Annotated in this window: 17 protein-coding genes; 6 read left to right on the top strand and 11 right to left on the bottom strand. The window is 38.6% G+C overall.

From position 1 onward, the window contains the following. The first annotated feature begins 247 nt into the window (after positions 1–247). The 3 genes from CZ809_RS17380 to CZ809_RS17370 all read left to right on the top strand — a co-directional run bounded on the left by CZ809_RS17380 (position 248) and on the right by CZ809_RS17370 (position 2711). Complete coding sequence (locus CZ809_RS17380; protein ID WP_080158805.1) at positions 248–742, top strand: hypothetical protein; 495 nt, start codon at positions 248–250, stop codon at positions 740–742. 22 nt (positions 743–764) lie between these two features. Next, positions 765–1574 carry a bifunctional DNA-formamidopyrimidine glycosylase/DNA-(apurinic or apyrimidinic site) lyase gene (mutM, locus tag CZ809_RS17375; RefSeq protein WP_080158804.1) on the top strand — a complete coding sequence of 270 codons (810 nt, stop codon included), beginning with the start codon at positions 765–767 and terminating at the stop codon, positions 1572–1574. 132 nt (positions 1575–1706) lie between these two features. Further along, complete coding sequence (locus tag CZ809_RS17370; RefSeq protein ID WP_080158803.1) at positions 1707–2711, top strand: NAD-dependent epimerase; 1005 nt, start codon at positions 1707–1709, stop codon at positions 2709–2711. A gap of 49 nt (positions 2712–2760) precedes the next feature. Here CZ809_RS17370 and coaD read toward each other — a convergent pair whose 3' ends face one another. Then, positions 2761–3243 carry a pantetheine-phosphate adenylyltransferase gene (gene coaD / locus CZ809_RS17365; RefSeq protein WP_080158802.1) on the bottom strand — a complete coding sequence of 161 codons (483 nt, stop codon included), beginning with the start codon at positions 3241–3243 and terminating at the stop codon, positions 2761–2763. Between the two features lie 10 nt (positions 3244–3253). Next, positions 3254–4327, bottom strand: a complete 1074-nt coding sequence (locus CZ809_RS17360; RefSeq protein WP_080158801.1) for a glycosyltransferase family 9 protein — start codon at positions 4325–4327, stop codon at positions 3254–3256. An 89-nt stretch (positions 4328–4416) separates the two neighbouring features. Here CZ809_RS17360 and CZ809_RS17355 point away from each other — a divergent pair, with 89 nt between their 5' ends. Beyond that, a complete protein-coding gene (locus CZ809_RS17355; RefSeq protein WP_080158810.1) occupies positions 4417–5145 on the top strand; it encodes a 3-deoxy-D-manno-octulosonic acid kinase in 729 nt (242 codons plus the stop codon). Between the two features lie 2 nt (positions 5146–5147). Here CZ809_RS17355 and waaA read toward each other — a convergent pair whose 3' ends face one another. Beyond that, positions 5148–6428, bottom strand: a complete 1281-nt coding sequence (gene waaA, locus CZ809_RS17350; protein ID WP_080158800.1) for a lipid IV(A) 3-deoxy-D-manno-octulosonic acid transferase — start codon at positions 6426–6428, stop codon at positions 5148–5150. A 149-nt stretch (positions 6429–6577) separates the two neighbouring features. Here waaA and CZ809_RS17345 point away from each other — a divergent pair, with 149 nt between their 5' ends. Together CZ809_RS17345 and CZ809_RS17340 are read left to right on the top strand one after the other, a co-directional pair. Continuing rightward, entirely contained in the window at positions 6578–7615 is a 1038-nt protein-coding gene (locus tag CZ809_RS17345; RefSeq protein WP_210434296.1) for a CDP-glycerol glycerophosphotransferase family protein, read from the top strand. Between the two features lie 68 nt (positions 7616–7683). Then, positions 7684–8454, top strand: coding sequence for a glycosyltransferase family 2 protein (locus CZ809_RS17340; RefSeq protein ID WP_080158798.1), 771 nt, complete (start codon positions 7684–7686; stop codon positions 8452–8454). A gap of 53 nt (positions 8455–8507) precedes the next feature. On the opposite strand, the gene CZ809_RS17335 is transcribed toward CZ809_RS17340, so the two are convergent. The 8 genes from CZ809_RS17335 to CZ809_RS17300 are packed head-to-tail and all read right to left on the bottom strand — an operon-like array spanning position 8508 to position 16327. Next, on the bottom strand, positions 8508–9635 hold the full coding sequence (locus CZ809_RS17335) for a glycosyltransferase (RefSeq protein ID WP_080158797.1): 1128 nt from the start codon (positions 9633–9635) through the stop codon (positions 8508–8510). 7 nt (positions 9636–9642) lie between these two features. After that, positions 9643–10608 (bottom strand): WavE lipopolysaccharide synthesis family protein, encoded by a 966-nt coding sequence (locus CZ809_RS17330; protein WP_080158796.1) that lies wholly within the window; start codon positions 10606–10608, stop codon positions 9643–9645. Next, positions 10601–11332, bottom strand: coding sequence for a glycosyltransferase family 2 protein (locus CZ809_RS17325; RefSeq protein WP_080158795.1), 732 nt, complete (start codon positions 11330–11332; stop codon positions 10601–10603). Before CZ809_RS17325 ends, CZ809_RS17330 begins: the two co-directional genes overlap by 8 nt. Further along, positions 11329–12918: a phosphotransferase gene (locus CZ809_RS17320; RefSeq protein ID WP_080158794.1), complete on the bottom strand. Its 1590-nt coding sequence runs from the start codon at positions 12916–12918 to the stop codon at positions 11329–11331. The genes CZ809_RS17325 and CZ809_RS17320 overlap by 4 nt, the downstream gene beginning before the upstream one ends. Continuing rightward, complete coding sequence (locus CZ809_RS17315; RefSeq protein ID WP_080158793.1) at positions 12909–13289, bottom strand: HAD hydrolase family protein; 381 nt, start codon at positions 13287–13289, stop codon at positions 12909–12911. The genes CZ809_RS17320 and CZ809_RS17315 overlap by 10 nt, the downstream gene beginning before the upstream one ends. A 17-nt stretch (positions 13290–13306) precedes the next feature. Further along, positions 13307–14389 (bottom strand): glycosyltransferase family 4 protein, encoded by a 1083-nt coding sequence (locus CZ809_RS17310; protein ID WP_080158792.1) that lies wholly within the window; start codon positions 14387–14389, stop codon positions 13307–13309. 2 nt (positions 14390–14391) lie between these two features. Beyond that, on the bottom strand, positions 14392–15141 hold the full coding sequence (locus tag CZ809_RS17305) for a glycosyltransferase family 25 protein (RefSeq protein ID WP_080158791.1): 750 nt from the start codon (positions 15139–15141) through the stop codon (positions 14392–14394). Then, on the bottom strand, positions 15134–16327 hold the full coding sequence (locus tag CZ809_RS17300; protein ID WP_159447956.1) for an O-antigen ligase family protein: 1194 nt from the start codon (positions 16325–16327) through the stop codon (positions 15134–15136). Before CZ809_RS17300 ends, CZ809_RS17305 begins: the two co-directional genes overlap by 8 nt. Positions 16328–16333 lie beyond the last annotated feature (6 nt).

The following is a 16333-nucleotide window of genomic DNA, read 5'->3' as shown; positions in this document are numbered from 1 at the left end:
GCTTTCCTGCTTTCCTGCTTTCCTGCTTTCCTGCTTTCCTGCTTTCCTGCTTTCCTGCTTTCCTGCTTTCCTGCTTTCCTGCTTTCCTGCTTTCCTGCTTTCCTGCTTTCCTGCTTTCCTGCTTTCCCTGCTTTCTTGCGATAAATTTTATTCTCGTCATTAAACAATAATCTAATTGTCTGTTGTTATTGATGATGGCAATGTTATCTTAACCCGCATCAATAAAGACGCATAGGAGCGCCTGAGCATGCGGTTAACGCGACGTGGATGGAATAACGTCATCATTATTGGTGTTTTAGTTTTTATCGCTGTCATACAGCTGCCAGAGCTTATTCGTACTCGTCTAATAATACCTACCGCGCCTGTATCATCATCAACGGTGATCCCATTATTTGCGCAAAATCGTATTATTCAACGTTTATTGTTGCCTGCAATCACTTTTCAGCATGCTGATACGGGATGGCAAAGCCAACCTACGGTGACGTTTGATATTGCTACTTTGATTTCACGCTGGCAAACATTAGTGGGGACAAAGGTAAGTGAGCACCAGTTAGCTGCTTTAAAAAGTCAGCTGACAACGCCGCGCACGATTGAAGTGTGGCTGGTTGGTCATTCTCTGCCACAACGGATCACTGCCTATCAATTACCTTATTTTTGGTTGTTTAACAACGGTAGCGGACAGTGGTTAGCGGTGACTGTCGATGCTGATTTTCTCTTTCCACCATTATCGTCAAAATTATAATGATTATTGGAGCAAGATAACGATGCCTGAATTACCTGAAGTGGAAGTGACTCGTATGGGGATCACTCCCCACGTTGTTGGACAAACAGTGACAAAAATAATTATTCGTAATGCCCGTTTGCGCTGGCCGATTCCTGATGCAATTAAAAGTATTGAGGGCCAAGTGATTCGAAAAGTCACGCGCCGAGCAAAATATTTATTATTAGAAACCGATATTGGGTATGCGATTGTCCATCTTGGTATGTCAGGTAGTTTACGTATTTTACCTGCGGGTTCTGCCGTAGAGAAGCATGATCATGTCGATGTCGTTTTAGGCAGTGGTGAGATTCTACGTTATAACGATCCTCGTCGCTTTGGCGCATGGTTATGGCAACAGGCAGGGGAAAGTCATACTGTGCTAGAGAAAATGGGCCCAGAGCCATTGAGTGACGATTTTAATGTGGATTACTTAGTTACCAAAGCAAAAGGAAAGCGTAAAGCGATTAAATTACTGATCATGGATAATCATATCGTAGTGGGTGTAGGTAATATTTATGCCAATGAGTCATTGTTTGCCGCGGGGATAAATCCGCAATCGCCAGCAGGAAAAGTCTCAATCGCACAATTGCAGTTATTAGTTTTTGAAATCAAAACCGTTTTACAAAAAGCTATTGCTCAAGGTGGCACGACCTTAAAAGATTTTAAAAATGCAGATGGTAAGCCTGGATATTTTGCTCAAGAGTTGCAAGTCTATGGTAAAGGGGGTCTGCCTTGCCCTCGTTGTGGTGAGCTTTTAACTGAAATAAAGCTGGGGCAGCGAGCCACTGTTTTCTGTGCTGACTGTCAGGGTTAACTCAATTGTCTAGTTAGTTTTCGTTAACGATGGGTTCATTTTTATTGAGCAAAAATAATGGTGGGAATTGCTATCATTGCTAAATGATTTATAAAATAAATTGCATGTTGATATTACTTTAAGGGCTAGGAAATGAAATATTTAGTGACCGGTGTTGCTGGTTTTATTGGTAGTGCTGTTACCGAGCGTTTATGTCAACAAGGCCATCAAGTGGTTGGTATCGATAATCTTAATGATTATTACGAAGTAGCACTTAAACACGCACGTTTAGCCCGTATCGAACACCCAGATTTTACCTTTATTGAAATGGATCTTGCGGATCGAGAAGGGATCGCAGGCTTATTTGCTGAGCATCAATTTAATCGTGTTATTCATTTAGCGGGTCAAGCGGGCGTTCGTTATTCAATAGATAATCCAATGGCTTATGGTGATAGTAATTTAATTGGCTATTTGACTATCCTTGAAGGTTGTCGTCGTAATAAAGTAGAGCACTTGGTTTATGCTTCATCAAGTTCGGTGTATGGCTTAAATCAAAAAATGCCGTTTGATACTGCCGACAGTGTTGATCATCCGGTATCATTGTATGCCGCAGCTAAAAAAGCCAATGAATTGATGGCGCACAGCTATTCTCATCTTTACGGTCTTCCAACCACAGGCCTACGTTTCTTTACGGTATATGGTCCGTGGGGACGTCCAGATATGGCATTGTTTAAATTTACTAATGCGATCATGGAAGGCAAGGAAATTGATATCTATAACAATGGTGATATGAGCCGTGATTTTACTTATATCGATGATATTGTTGAAGGTGTGATGCGTATTCAGGATGTGATTCCACAGCCAAATCCTGAGTGGACAGTAGAGACGGGCTCACCAGCAACCAGCTCTGCACCATATCGTATTTATAACATTGGTCATGGTAGCCCGGTCAAATTAATGGACTATGTTGAAGCACTAGAAGCATCATTAGGTGTTGAAGCGAAGAAAAACTTTATGCCTATGCAACCGGGCGATGTTTACATGACATATGCTGATACTGACGATTTGTTTGCAGCAACGGGGTATAAGCCTGCGGTTGAAGTAAAACAAGGCGTACAGGCTTTCGTTGATTGGTACCGTGAGTATTATAATAAGTAAGCTGTGAAGATTGAGAAGAAAGGGGGAGCCAATGTGCTCCCTTTTTTTATTATTTTACGAATTTAGCAAGTAGGGCTTGTGTGATCAATGGATCAACAAACTGACTTACATCCCCTTTATGTAATGCGACTTCTTTTACAATAGTCGATGAAATAAATGAATTTTCTTCTGCTGGGGTTAAAAATACCGTTTCAAGCTCAGGCATCAAACGACGATTCATATTGGCTAATTGAAATTCATATTCAAAATCAGACACCGCCCGTAACCCACGCACTAAAATATTAGCATTGTGCTCTTTGGCAAAATTAACTAATAACCCTGAAAAGCCAACAATTTCAACATTAGGCAAATGTGCTGTAATTTGTTGAGCCAGTTCGACCCGTTCTTCTAAACTGAATAATGGTTTTTTGCTGGGGTTAAAAGCAACACCGACAATCACATGATCAAACATCGCAGCTGCGCGCTCAATCAAATCAAGGTGACCGTTAGTGATTGGATCAAAAGTGCCTGGGTAGATAACACGAGTAGTCATAATGGGTTACTTATTTTGTCTGTGAATGTAAAGTTTCAGCGCTAGAGAGTGATGCAATAATAGCATCCAGTTTCTCTGTTACCATCGCAACACTAATTTGCGGCATGATATCGTTACCTTTGACGCGAGATCCCCATGGTAATTCGCCTAATGGTTTGCCGTAATGTTGTTCAGCGACTTGCTGGTAAACACTGACCGTATATGGCAATGATAAATACGGTCCAGTACGAGCTGGATTACTATGACCATAGAGTCCGATTACAGGGGTATTTTGGGTGGTTGCTAAATGGGCAGGACCTGAATCTGGCGCTAGCACAACAGTTGCTGCACGTAATAATGCCGTCAGCTGTAATAGGGTTGTTTTGCCGATTAAATTAGTGATAGGTACTTGGCTATGACTGATAATGTGTTGGCCTAATTGTTGCTCACGTTCACTGGGTGATCCGCAGAGTATAATGGCTAAGCCTTTGGTTGCCGCATAATCGGCAATAGCGGCATAACGTTCTGGAAGCCAATTACGTTCATCTTTACTGGCGGCGGGAGATATCACTAATGTTGGTTGTTGAATATATTGTTCAGCAACACTGTTATCTTCAGTGGTAAGTGGAATATTCCATTCTGGTGTAGTAAAGGGAACCCCAATGTAACGTGCAAAGTCCGCCATGTTGTCAAGTACATGGATACTGTTTGTATTGGGTAGGTGTTTATTGGTAACCAACCATTGGCCTTCTTTGGTGCGGTTTTTACTAAACCCAACGCGATACTTAGCTTTAATCCCTAAAGATAGTACACTGGCACGCAAGGCGACTTGCATATCCAATAGCGCATCAAAACGTTGTGATTTGAGTTGTTGCCAAACCTGTTTAATGCCATGCCAGCCCGCTTTTTTATCAAAACTGATCACCGTAATATTGGGTAAGGCATTGACTAATTGTGCTTCAACTTTACCGACAACCCACGTAATTTCAGTGGTTGGCCATTGGCGTTGGATAGCTTGGACGACAGCAATCGCATGGCAAACGTCACCAATAGCAGACAAGCGTAAGATACAAATTGAACGTGGTGGCGTTGAGAACAGAGCCATGGGGTTACCTTATTAAAAGTGGTTGGTGAATTATGCCGCTAGCCATTGAAATTGTAAAATATTCAACAATAAATGCGAGAGAGGCTGTAGTGCAGGAAATTATCAGTAACAACCAGGCCATTTGGTTTGATAGCGATTATCTAAGTGCAGATCCGCATGGTTGCTTTGATATTGAGTATTGGCGTCAGCGTGATGCAGTTATTGGTTCAGCCAAAGGGCGTGGCACAACATGGTTTGTTGCCGATGAAAAACTAGAAATGGCATTGCGTCATTATCACCGCGGTGGGCTGTTTGCTAAAGTGAACAATGATAGTTATTGGTTTACTGATTGGAAGACTACTCGCAGTGGAGCTGAATTAGCCTTATTAAAATTATTACGTGATGGTGGGGTTAATGTACCTCGACCTATTGCTGCGCGTGCAGTTAAAAGGGGTATGGCTTATAAAGCGGATATTTTGGTTGAGAAAATTGCCAATAGTCGTGATTTGGTGGCATTGCTACAAACCCAAACATTAGCTGCGACAGTGTGGCGTGATATTGGTCAAATGATCGGTAAGATGCATGATTTGCAAGTGTGCCACACTGATTTAAATGCCCACAATATTTTACTCGATGATAGTCAGTGTCCGTGGCTGATTGATTTTGATAAGTGTGATTGTCGTGACGGTGATGATTGGAAAGTGGATAATCTGACACGTTTAAAGCGCTCTTTTCTCAAAGAAGTCGATAAACGTGCGATTAAGTGGTGCGAAGATGATTGGACCGCTTTATGTAATGGTTATGCTAACAAAAGTCAGCTGCGTATTACTATTGGTTAGTACTAATGATTGGTTAAATACGGGCTAATATTAGTGACTGTTTTGTCCACGGCACCTTGATTTTCTAATACGATCCTTTGGCCCTGCGCGCCCATTTTTTGCTGGCGTTCGGGGTCATTAAATAACGCGATTAGTTGCAATGCGAGCTGGTGGCTATCTTGACAAATTTCAATTGCACCAGCGGTTAACAATTGTTGAGTAATATCTTCAAAGTTATAAAAACTGGGACCGGTAATTGCCGGTTTAGCGACGGCAGCAGGCTCTAATAAATTGTGACCACCCACTTTTTCTCCCACTAAACTTCCTCCCATAAACGTCACATCAGCTGTCGCTAGCATGACTAACATTTCCCCCATTGTATCAGCGAGATATAACTGAGTGTTCGCTTTAATTGGGGTGGTGTCTGTGCGACGATGAACATTTAAACCACGATCTATTGCAAGTTTTGCCACACTATCAAATCGTTGCGGATGGCGAGGCACAATAATTACTAATGCATTTGTAAATTGTTGCTGTACCAGTTGATAAGCATCAAGTACTTGTTCATCTTCACCTTGATGGGTACTTGCGGCAACAAAAATAGGCCGATGCTTACCGAGTTGCTGGCGTAGACTCTGAGCTTGCTCAAAAACAGTGTTTGCAATGGTAATGTCGTATTTGATTGAGCCAGTAACCGCGATTTGATGTTGTTGCGCACCAATGTCGATAAAGCGTTGAGCATCATCATCATGTAAACACAATATTTTATCTATTTTATTGAGTAATTGATGAGTGAAGAAACTAAATGAGTGATAGCGCTTAGCTGAGCGCTCGGATAAACGCGCATTAACAATAATCGTTGGAATTTTTTGGTTGTGAACACAGCTCAAGGTATTGAGCCATAATTCTTTTTCAACGATCAGGAATAATTGAGGCTTAATTGTTTTTAAAAATCCTCTTACACACCAAGCAAAATCAATTGGCATGTAACGATGTTCAACTAATTCGCCTAATTTAGCCACTTGTTCAGCACCAGTGCTGGTGGTTGTGGTTACAACAATAGCTTGTTCAGGATAGGCTTGTTTGAGTGCTTTGATGACAGGTACAATCGCGATAGCTTCACCAACAGAAGCAGCATGAATCCAAATTGGCGCAGTTGTCGTGGCAAGGCGAGGAGTAAAACCAAAATGCTCTTTCCAACGAGCACCAAAACGGGGTTTGCCTGGTTTGGTTCGATAAAGTCCCCATAATAATAGAGGAGCAGCTAAAGCTAATAGTAGGGTATAAAAAACGCGAACTAGCATGGTGACTCTACCTGTAACAATAAAATCCTATTATAACCAGCAATCAAAAATCTTACAGCTTGATGATTCAGTGGCTAATTAAGGTAGAATGTTTTTATCTTTTATGGACAAAGAGTACGACTATGACTCATTCACCTCGGCGGTACTTAATGTATATCGCTCAAAATTATTCATTTGCTATTTTACGACCGTTACAACAAGCGATCTTGAAGCAAGGTGGGCAGGTGTGTTGGTTTTTTGAGGGGAATGATGTTGAAGGTGATTTCTTACATACTGATGAGCAACGATTAACCTCTGTTGCGGACGTTAAAGCTTGGCAACCTGATGCTGTTTTTGTGCCAGGTAATGTTGTATCACGTTGTATTCCTGGAGTAAAAGTTGGTGTGTTTCACGGCTTTAATGCTGGAAAATTAAACCGTCGAGGCCGAGAAGACCATTTTGAAATTCGTGGTTGTTTTGACTTATATTGTACTCAAGGGCCAGATACAACTGCACGGTTTACACAATTAGCCCAGCAATATGGTTTTTTTAAAGTAAAACAAACCGGTTGGCCGATGCTTGACCCGTTATTTACTGAGCCCGCATTCAACCCATATTGTGCGGTAGATGATCCACGTCCAACCATCTTAATGTGCTCAACATTTTCCCGTAATTTAACCTGCGCACCCCATTTATATGAGACAGTTAAGGCATTGGTTGCCACGGGGAAGTGGCGTTGGTTAGTGCAGTTTCATCCTAAAATGGCGGCTGAAACGGTTGCACAATATAAAGCCTTACAAGGGCCTAATTTGACGTTTGTGGAAACAGATAATGTGATTCCTGTATTGCAAGCAGCGGATGTAATGTTATGTGATACTTCATCGATTTTGTTAATGTTTTTATTACAAGGTAAGCCTGTTGTTACCTTTAATAATCAACATCCGCTACCCCATTTATTGAATGTTACTACTACTAACGAAGTAGAACCTGCATTGAGTGAGGCATTGACCTATCCGGTGGATTTAATGGCGAATATCAAACATTATTGTCAGCAAATTCATCCTTATCAAGATGGGTGTTCAAGTGAGCGGGTTTTAGCTGCAACGAATGCACTGCTTGATAATGGCTTACTCGAACTTAAATCAAAACCACTTAATATCGTACGTGAGTTTAAAATGCGTAAGAAGCTTGGTTATTGGGGGCTGTAAAATGGCATTATACCAACAGCATTATCAATATATGTTGAATTTGAACACAGAAAATAAGGAGTTAGTTGATGGCAAATAAGCATTCTTTATCCGTTATATTAATTACAAAGAATGAAGCGGATCGGGTTGAACTATGTTTGCAATCTATCGTTGATATAGCCGATGAAATTATTGTCTTAGACAGTGGTTCAACAGATGAAACTGTGGCAATTTGTCAGCGCTATACCGATAACATTACTGTGACTGATTGGCCTGGGTTTGGTAAACAAAAACAACGAGCATTAGATAAAGCCAGCGGTGATTGGGTGTTGTCAATTGATGCAGATGAAGCTTTGGATGAACAAATGCAACACGCTTTAGTTTCATTGCTAGCTCAAGATTCGATCATGGCCACAGCATATCGCTTACCTTGGGGAGTGACGCTGTATGGTAAGACCTTGAAATATGGACGTAGTGCTCGTTCAGTCTTACGCTTATTTAAGCGAGATGGTGCTCATTATACATTAGATGAAGTACATGAAACGGTAATACCAAGTGCAGGTTCTACGGAAGTGCTTAGTGGGTTGTTATTACACTATACTCACCGCGATTATGGGCATGGTTTAGATAAAGCAGCACAGTATGCATGGTTAGGTTCAAAGAAATACCATCGTAAAGGCAAAAAATCGCACGGCTTAGGTTTAGCGTTATTACGTGCAATATGGACCTTTGTTTTGATTTATATTATTCGTCGTGGCTTTCTTGATGGTAGCGTTGGTTTTATTGTTGCAATGACCTATGCACAGGTGAGTTTTAATAAATATGTCGGTTTATGGTTACTTGAGCATGATCGTAGCTAATAAACGGTGGCTTAGTTATTAATGAAGGAGAGTAGATACTCTCCTCTATAAAGTTATTGTAGAGCTAATTTTAATTGTAAATTAGTTATATGACTAAAAGAGAGTTTATCGATAATATTCTCAGATGGATATATTGGAGTATGAACAAATTGCTTTATTTTATTGGCTAAGGCAATAGGGTCTTGTTTGGGAACAATACCTTGTTGTAACTCCCCGGTTAATATCTCGGTGATTGGCCCACAGTCAGTTGCAATAACAGGAACTCCGCAAGCAAGAGCTTCATTTATTACTAAAACAAAGCCTTCTAAATCAGAGCTTAAAACAAAAAACTCACAACGGTTCATCCATTTAAACGGGTTGTTATCAAAACCTTTTAATAGTACTTTTTGATTTAAATTTAACTGTTCTATTTTTTTCTCAAGCATTTTACGTTGATTACCTTCCCCTAAAATAATTAAAGGAAGATCAATGTCTGCAAGGTGATAGGCATCGATTAATACATCAAATCGTTTTTGATGGCTCAAACGACCAACAGCAAGAATAAATTTACCATCAAAGTTTATTTCATCTTTTGATTTTTCTAATAAGGCTTTTTTATCGCATGGATTGTATATTGTTTCTAAACATTTTAATGGAATAGATAACTGTACTGATTTATTCAATATAGGATCTTTAATAAAATCAGAGACAGTAAAAATCTTTTTATTTAAAAATAATTTTTTAAATAAAAAGTTATAATAGAGATTGTTTTTTTTAGCTAATACATGTGGTAAATGTAAGCTATAGACAACTTGAGACAAATTTAGACTATGAAGCCGATTCATTGATCGAGCACCGTTTACAAATATAGCATCAAAAGGTTGTTGTGTTTTTTGATACGCCATAAATATTTTTTTATATACAGCTCCTGCCCATAAGTGCTCACTTTGAGGGAATATCTTACGTAAAAATATTTTATAAAATAAAAAATATAATCCAATAAACGGATGCTTAAAAAGAAATTCTTTTATTGGTAGTACGTGATATGTACACGGAAAATCCAATTGAAAATCTAACCCTTCTTCAAGTGCTAATAATGTAACATCATTACCTTGTTGAGCGTGGTAGCGAGCAGTATCAAGGGTGATTTTTTGAATACCACCACCTTTGAAATTATGTGTAACAAAAAGAATCCGTACCATATTGGTTTTAACCTAACGTATAATTTTTCAGTTTAAAGACTAATTTACTCAAGGGTAATTTGAAGAGACGTCTTAATTCGAGCTGGCGTTGATCTTTATCGATGCTAATCGTAACTGTACTATCACAATATTTTTTATATAGCTTAAGCCAATCAATATGACTGTATTCGTTGGCGCGTTTTAGCTTCCTCTGTGAAATCTTTCTTAATCCTAATCCCATTGTTTGCGGATCGGCAATAATAACGTTATTAGCTAAAAAACGCTCCCAAACAATAATATCATACTGATTAACATCAAATCGATGTTTAAGCAGTGGGGTCGTATTGGGTGCTATATTTTTTAACCATATCTGACAGTAAGTTTGCTCAGCTTCAAGTACAAATGGTGTTCCCGTTACTTTTTGGGCTTGCTCAATGAGCTGCTGTGAAAAATCATGCTGATTAAATTCGGGTTGTTGCCATATTAATTTCAGATCAGCTGTACGTCCATAATAAAAGAAATCACTTGGACTCATAATAACGCGATGACCATGGGAGCTGCGCCGGAAAAGATTTGAATTGATGACAACTTTTTCGCTGAAAATTTGTTGGCCTAATTCTGTTTTAGCAAACTGTTGTTGGATTGCAACAAATTGACTTCCGTCTAAAAAGTTATCGCTGCGTAATTTAACAGCATAAGGAGTAGTGACCGCGGCTAAACCCGCTTGAGTTGATACTATTTGACGTTGGTAGTTGAGTGGGCAAAATCCATCGTGGTTTTGACCCGGATCTTGACTGATAATTAACTGATCGTAATCAAGGCCACTCAAATCTTGATCTGGCCATGTTGATAAAATAATTCTAGCGCCAGGCAAGTGAGTTCGAATACTGTTGAGGCTGCGCTGAGTTATTCCTTCTTCATGGTGAGTTCGGCCTTGATAATTTTGTACTGGACCTTGAACCACAACCGTAATTTGTTGAAAAGTATTATTCATGGGGAGCTCCCAAGAATGCTTTGTACTCTTCTGGAACACCACAAAATATGACGTCGTTGTTATCAATTAAATGATAGTGAATTGCATGGTTGGCTGCAATAAGATCATTATAAAGTGGCGCGATATACAGCTCGCCTTTTGCCCATTCTGTTTGTGGTTTGGCTAAGTATTGTTGATAGGCTTGGTTAAATAATTGGCAATCAGCAAAATAATACAGACCGGTACTACATAAATCAGAGATTGGTTCTTTTTCGGTTGTTTTTATTACGCGCGATGAGCTGTCATTTTCAGCTAGAGCAAAAGACCAATTATCCCCGTGACCTTTAAAAACCTCTAAATAACCATCCCATTTTTCAATCTCAGCAGGATAGCGAAATCCTAGCCTAAAAGTATCGATATTGAAGATAGTCACAGAGCCTTGGTAATTAGGTAATGATTGTAAACCAAGGTACACAGTTTCAGCTTGGCCACGAGTCGGCTTATCAAGTACAAAAATATGTGCGTCTTTAATGTTTAAGCGTGCAATTTCTTGTTCGACAAATGCAACAGTGTTATGGACATCTCGCACAATAAATAAAAATGATTCCGTCGCAAAATAATGCGAAAAGCTATTGATAGCATGTGCAAAAAGTGTTTCGCCATGTGCATTTAACATGTATTTGGGTTGTGTAAATCCCGCATTAAAAAAGCGTGAACTCAGTCCTGCCATTGGAATAACAATCATGATTTTGAATCCAGAATTAATTGATATAAGCGAAATGCATTCGCCATTAATGCTTGTTGACGCATAGGATCATCAGCATGTAACGGTAACATTGAAAGAAATAATTGAATTTGCATGGCGTATAACGCATTTTCATCTAATTGATAATGCTGTTTTATCGACGCAATAAATAATTGTTGAATCGGCAAAATATGCGGTGGTGTATCTATGGTAAATGAAATGTGTTGTTGTGTTATCTTTACGTCATAGTAACCAGCAATAATCCAATCATATAAGCCTAGAATTGAATGGCTTAGTTTCGCTAAATCATAGCGAGTATCACCGTAGATAGTGAGTTCATTATTTAGATCTATACCTCGAGGATCAATGGTCTTAATTCTTCCCATTCTGAAGTCATATAAAATATTACTAAAACAAAAATCGCCATGTAATACCGTTGCAGGGGTATTTTTTGTTGGTAAATATTGTTGACTCAATGTGAGTAATTGCTCAAATGATGCTGAAAATTGATCGTTATAGTGCCACTGTTGTTGAAAATTAAGGTTATGGCTTAAACAATATTCCGTTAAGCGTTGCGTGGTTTTCTCTTCAAATAGTGCGGTCAAACTTGAACCTTGAGTCGTATTCTCTGGTGCAGAGTGTTGCTGGCAACTATTAATAAAATCAAAACAACTATCGAGGATTTGTTGCCATACTAATTGCGGTAATTTAGAAAAAACAAATAACTCATTGAGTGCAGTATAGTGTAAATATTCGAGTTGATAAGATACGTGATTTGCTTGCTGCTGAAAGCCTAAAAATTGAGGTAAAAATATACGCAATGGTGCTGGAATATGATCAAACCACAGAGCTTCAGCCAGTATTTTTTGTTTTTTAGAGCTAGATTTTGTGATCCATTTTTCATTAATTTCTAATTGGTTAAATGCACGTTGGGTCGTGAATTTAGCTTTTGAACGGTAATAGGTATTTAAATGGCCAAAATCAAGCCAATCAGTAACGGGCATAGCCGTTAGGCCATATTTTTGATGATAGAAATTTAAGCTTTCAATGAAATCCCAATGTGCCATTGTCAATGATTTAAGCAGCTGATGTGGATGGCTAAAGTGAAAGTAACCGCAGACCGCGAGTGTTTGATTGAGTTGTTCGCGGTTGGTGACGGTATTAAGCCACTGAGAGTTATCATTAGAAATTACCGCCCAATCATAACTATTTTCGACTGGAGCAATAGTAATGATATTTTTATCTGTTGGTAAATTTGGCAATAATGTATCACCAAATAAAATACTTAGTGATTGGTCGGGCGTGTAATCAGCCAGTGTGAGAGCTGATACTAAAGATGCACCAAGGGATAAACCATCAGGAATATATAATAATGTCACATGATGGTCGGCTAACCACTGTAAATCATGTGGTTCTGGGGCAAAACTTTCTGGCACACTTAAATAAACATGCTTATTCGTTGGGGCACTTTTTACTTGGTGCTGAAAAAGACGTCGGTTACCAAGCGGTAAAAACGATGGCGGCAGTGCACCAAATTCAGATTCTAGTTCTTGACCAATGTAAGCTGCTGACATGATTAAGAACATATTTTTTCCTTATCAAGCAGCGCATTAATTTCATCAAGTGATAATGAAGTAAATTCAGATGGGCGAATGGCTTTATCATCAATGTAAAATCCTTCATGTCCGCACCAAGGTTTACCAACTAAAATTTCATCATAAGGAACCTGATGTTTATTCAACCAAGCAGTAATAATCGGTAAAGTGTGAATATTAATTTGGCCGATATTGCCATTGTAAGTTCGCATATTACGAGCGGTACTGATCGTAATAGTAAAACCTTGACGATGATAATGTTGTAATTGCGCAATAACTTCTAGATTAGGGGCAACATTTTCGTAATCATTGGTATTGGCTAATGTAATTGTGCCATCGAGATCAACAATCAGTTTTTTCATTATAATTGTGGCCTTTATTATTTCTGTTGAAGGATACGGTTAAAATACGCGATATGGTTACGCACCGTTTCTGTGGCATTAAATTCAAGGTCTAACTTTTCTTTTGCTGCAACACTAAACTGGTGGATTTTATTTTTATCATTAATCAGTTTATTCATTGCTGCTGCAAATGCGGCCGCATCGCCAACAGGAACAACATATCCCGTTTTACCATCATCAACTAATTCTGGTGAACCGCCTGTTGTTGTAACAACCGACGTGGTGCCATTTGCCATCGCTTCTATAATAGTACGCGGTAAGCCTTCACCACTGATTGACGGTTGTACTTGAAAATCCGCCATCGCCATAATCGAAGGGACATCTTGACGATGACCGATGATGTGAATACGTTCAGCCATTGGGCTTTGTTTTATTTCATCAAAATGAGGTTCAAAACCACTACCGATAAGCAATAGATGAAAATGAGGGTTTTTTATGTGGTGAGTCGCTTCAATCAGCACCGATATGCCTTTGCTGGGTCTAACGTGTGCCGCACATACCGCTATAATATCGTCATCAGTAAGATTAAAGCTATCACGAGTGGTTGGATCTACGTTATACCACGCTAATTGATGGCCTTTATAAATAGTCACCACATTATCGGGGTTACACAGTACATGTTGACGAACGTCATCACGTACTGCATTTGAAACGCAAATAACACCTTGAACTTTGGGATGAAGATGAGTGAGATAAGCCGTAGGGTCATGACGATATAGCCCACCCGTGGTTCCACGGTAGGTGATCATCTTTGCTTGAGTACCAATACAGGCAAAAGCGGCATTTGGAATAGTTTTTGAATTAAAGCCATAGCAAATGTCGTACTTACCCGTTTTTAGTTCATGGTGCAATGTACGTATGGTTTTAGGACAGATTTTCTTGGTAGGATAACAATCAATGACTTTAATTCCATGATCTCGAAAGCGAGCGACATAATCAGCATCACCTTGAGTGGCAACTGTTACTTGATGTCCTTGCTTCACCATTTGAATAAACATTTCCGCCTCTGGGCGAACGCTGTTCCATGCATGGTTATATGAGCTAGCAACTAGAATTTTCATTGTTATCTCTTAAATGTCATTTGAAGGATGAATTTAATATTGGCTGATTCACGGCGCATTAATTCTTTGAGATTAAAGATCTCGCGTTTTATTTTACAACGTAAGCTGCGAGGTGCTTTTTTGCCATAGCCAATGTCAGAATCAAAAATAGGGTCATTGGTTAAGCAGGCCGGTACTGTGCCATAGCATTCTAGTTGATTGACCCAAAATCGATCCATGTAAATATCGACAGCCATATACCATTTATTGGAATGTTGTAATAGTTTTTGTGCACCAGAGGGTGTGAGTAAATACCCTGTTGCACTCATATGACCTTTGCTGAATTTATAAATGCTAGTGTGAGATAGAATCATTTGTTTGAGCTTGAAAAAGCTAGGCCTTTTATTATCAAACAGCCGAATACACTCATATTTTTTTGTGAGTAATTCAATGTTATTAACAATATCCATAAATGGTTTTGGATAAATCAATGCATCATCTTCTAAAATAATAATTGGATGATTTAATTCAACACATTTTTGCCATAATAAATAATGACTAGCATAACAACCAAGTTGACCTTTACTTAGGGACTTGCCTCGATAGGCTTGGCTTAATTGATCATCATACATAGCAAATAGCGGATGATTATCTTTATGACCATTAACCGCATCAAAAAAGGTATAATTCAGGCCTAATTGATCTAATTGTTGACTGATGTTTTCCTTTCGATGAACTGATGATGGAATATTAATAATAAAAATATTAGTCATGGTTTACATGCTCATTGTTTGAGGTTGTTGTAAAACACCCAAGCCAAAAAAGATACATAAAAATAGTTTGTCCGTGATTAAACGGAACATCAGTTAAAGACGCGACAGCAAATAATGACACTAAACTTATAGTTATATAGCGTTGTAATGGCGACGCACTTTTTAATAAACGTAATGGTAGGATAAAAAGACAAAGCAGTAGTATTAAGCCAATAATCCCTTTTTTAACAATATAATCTATAAATTGATTATGAAAGTGTGCTGGTTGGTAAGTATATAACACTTGAGATATACGGCCTTGATGAAACAGTTTATCTAGTACTTGTATATATTGATCACCTTGACCGAGTAGTTCATGATGTTCAATTATCATCGGGGCTGATTGCCACATTTGTAATCGTAATCCAATTGAAGTGTTCATATTACCCGATTTGATATCATTATATTCTTGTTGTGTCTGTGATAATCGTTGAGATATTAGAGGCTTACTGATGACTGAAACGCCAATAATCACAACAAAAGCGAGCATTATACTGCGCCAAGTGATTTTTATTTTTTTAGTCGTCATAAAGACAATTAATATTACGGCAAGTGCAAAGATGAAACCAAGCCAAACACCTCGGCTTTCGGTAATAATCAGTCCATAACTACTGAGTATAAAGGCCAAGAAGGTAACTGTTTTTTCTTTATTGTTAGTTAATGTTAGGCTGAGACTTAATGCGATCACGCTAATACTAGCAATTAACGTACCGTAAGGTATTGCATTTATAGGCCAAGTATCACGACTCCAATGCATATAAATCATACAATAATAAGTGACGCAAAAACTGATTAAGGCACTAATAACAGTAAGCCAAATAATGAGTTTTTGGGTTAATAGTGACGATGGGAAAATCGCGACTAGTAGGGTCGCAGCTATAAAAGCTCTTATTTCACGAGAGCTTAGGCCATGATAAACATATGAGAATAAAAAATAGCCACAAATTATAAACAGTAGCCATAGTAATTTATTGGTTGATAAATTATGTTTTAATGTTGTGGCACCATAAACAATTAATGTAGTTATTAAGGATATAATAACCATTGCTACCATGGTTTTATCACCATTACGTAATATTAGCATTCCTGTCGATAGCCAAATAAAAGGTAATAATATTAGTCCATTAATTAAATGTTTTTTAAACATGTCATT

The organism is Photobacterium piscicola (genome assembly GCF_900166965.1).
Taxonomy (GTDB): Bacteria; Pseudomonadota; Gammaproteobacteria; order Enterobacterales; family Vibrionaceae; genus Photobacterium; species Photobacterium piscicola.
This window is presented reverse-complemented; position numbering and strand designations above follow the sequence as displayed.

Excerpts from the sequence above, each read along its gene's own strand:
- CZ809_RS17380 (WP_080158805.1), top strand. The coding sequence starts at position 248 with ATGCGGTTAACGCGACGTGGATGGAATAACGTCATCATTATTGGTGTT.
- mutM (WP_080158804.1), top strand. The coding sequence starts at position 765 with ATGCCTGAATTACCTGAAGTGGAAGTGACTCGTATGGGGATCACTCCC.
- CZ809_RS17370 (WP_080158803.1), top strand. The coding sequence starts at position 1,707 with ATGAAATATTTAGTGACCGGTGTTGCTGGTTTTATTGGTAGTGCTGTT.
- coaD (WP_080158802.1), bottom strand. The coding sequence starts at position 3,243 with ATGACTACTCGTGTTATCTACCCAGGCACTTTTGATCCAATCACTAAC.
- CZ809_RS17360 (WP_080158801.1), bottom strand. The coding sequence starts at position 4,327 with ATGGCTCTGTTCTCAACGCCACCACGTTCAATTTGTATCTTACGCTTG.
- waaA (WP_080158800.1), bottom strand. The coding sequence starts at position 6,428 with ATGCTAGTTCGCGTTTTTTATACCCTACTATTAGCTTTAGCTGCTCCT.
- CZ809_RS17345 (WP_210434296.1), top strand. The coding sequence starts at position 6,578 with ATGTATATCGCTCAAAATTATTCATTTGCTATTTTACGACCGTTACAA.
- CZ809_RS17340 (WP_080158798.1), top strand. The coding sequence starts at position 7,684 with ATGGCAAATAAGCATTCTTTATCCGTTATATTAATTACAAAGAATGAA.
- CZ809_RS17335 (WP_080158797.1), bottom strand. The coding sequence starts at position 9,635 with ATGGTACGGATTCTTTTTGTTACACATAATTTCAAAGGTGGTGGTATT.
- CZ809_RS17330 (WP_080158796.1), bottom strand. The coding sequence starts at position 10,608 with ATGAATAATACTTTTCAACAAATTACGGTTGTGGTTCAAGGTCCAGTA.
- CZ809_RS17325 (WP_080158795.1), bottom strand. The coding sequence starts at position 11,332 with ATGATTGTTATTCCAATGGCAGGACTGAGTTCACGCTTTTTTAATGCG.
- CZ809_RS17320 (WP_080158794.1), bottom strand. The coding sequence starts at position 12,918 with ATGTTCTTAATCATGTCAGCAGCTTACATTGGTCAAGAACTAGAATCT.
- CZ809_RS17315 (WP_080158793.1), bottom strand. The coding sequence starts at position 13,289 with ATGAAAAAACTGATTGTTGATCTCGATGGCACAATTACATTAGCCAAT.
- CZ809_RS17310 (WP_080158792.1), bottom strand. The coding sequence starts at position 14,389 with ATGAAAATTCTAGTTGCTAGCTCATATAACCATGCATGGAACAGCGTT.
- CZ809_RS17305 (WP_080158791.1), bottom strand. The coding sequence starts at position 15,141 with ATGACTAATATTTTTATTATTAATATTCCATCATCAGTTCATCGAAAG.
- CZ809_RS17300 (WP_159447956.1), bottom strand. The coding sequence starts at position 16,327 with ATGTTTAAAAAACATTTAATTAATGGACTAATATTATTACCTTTTATT.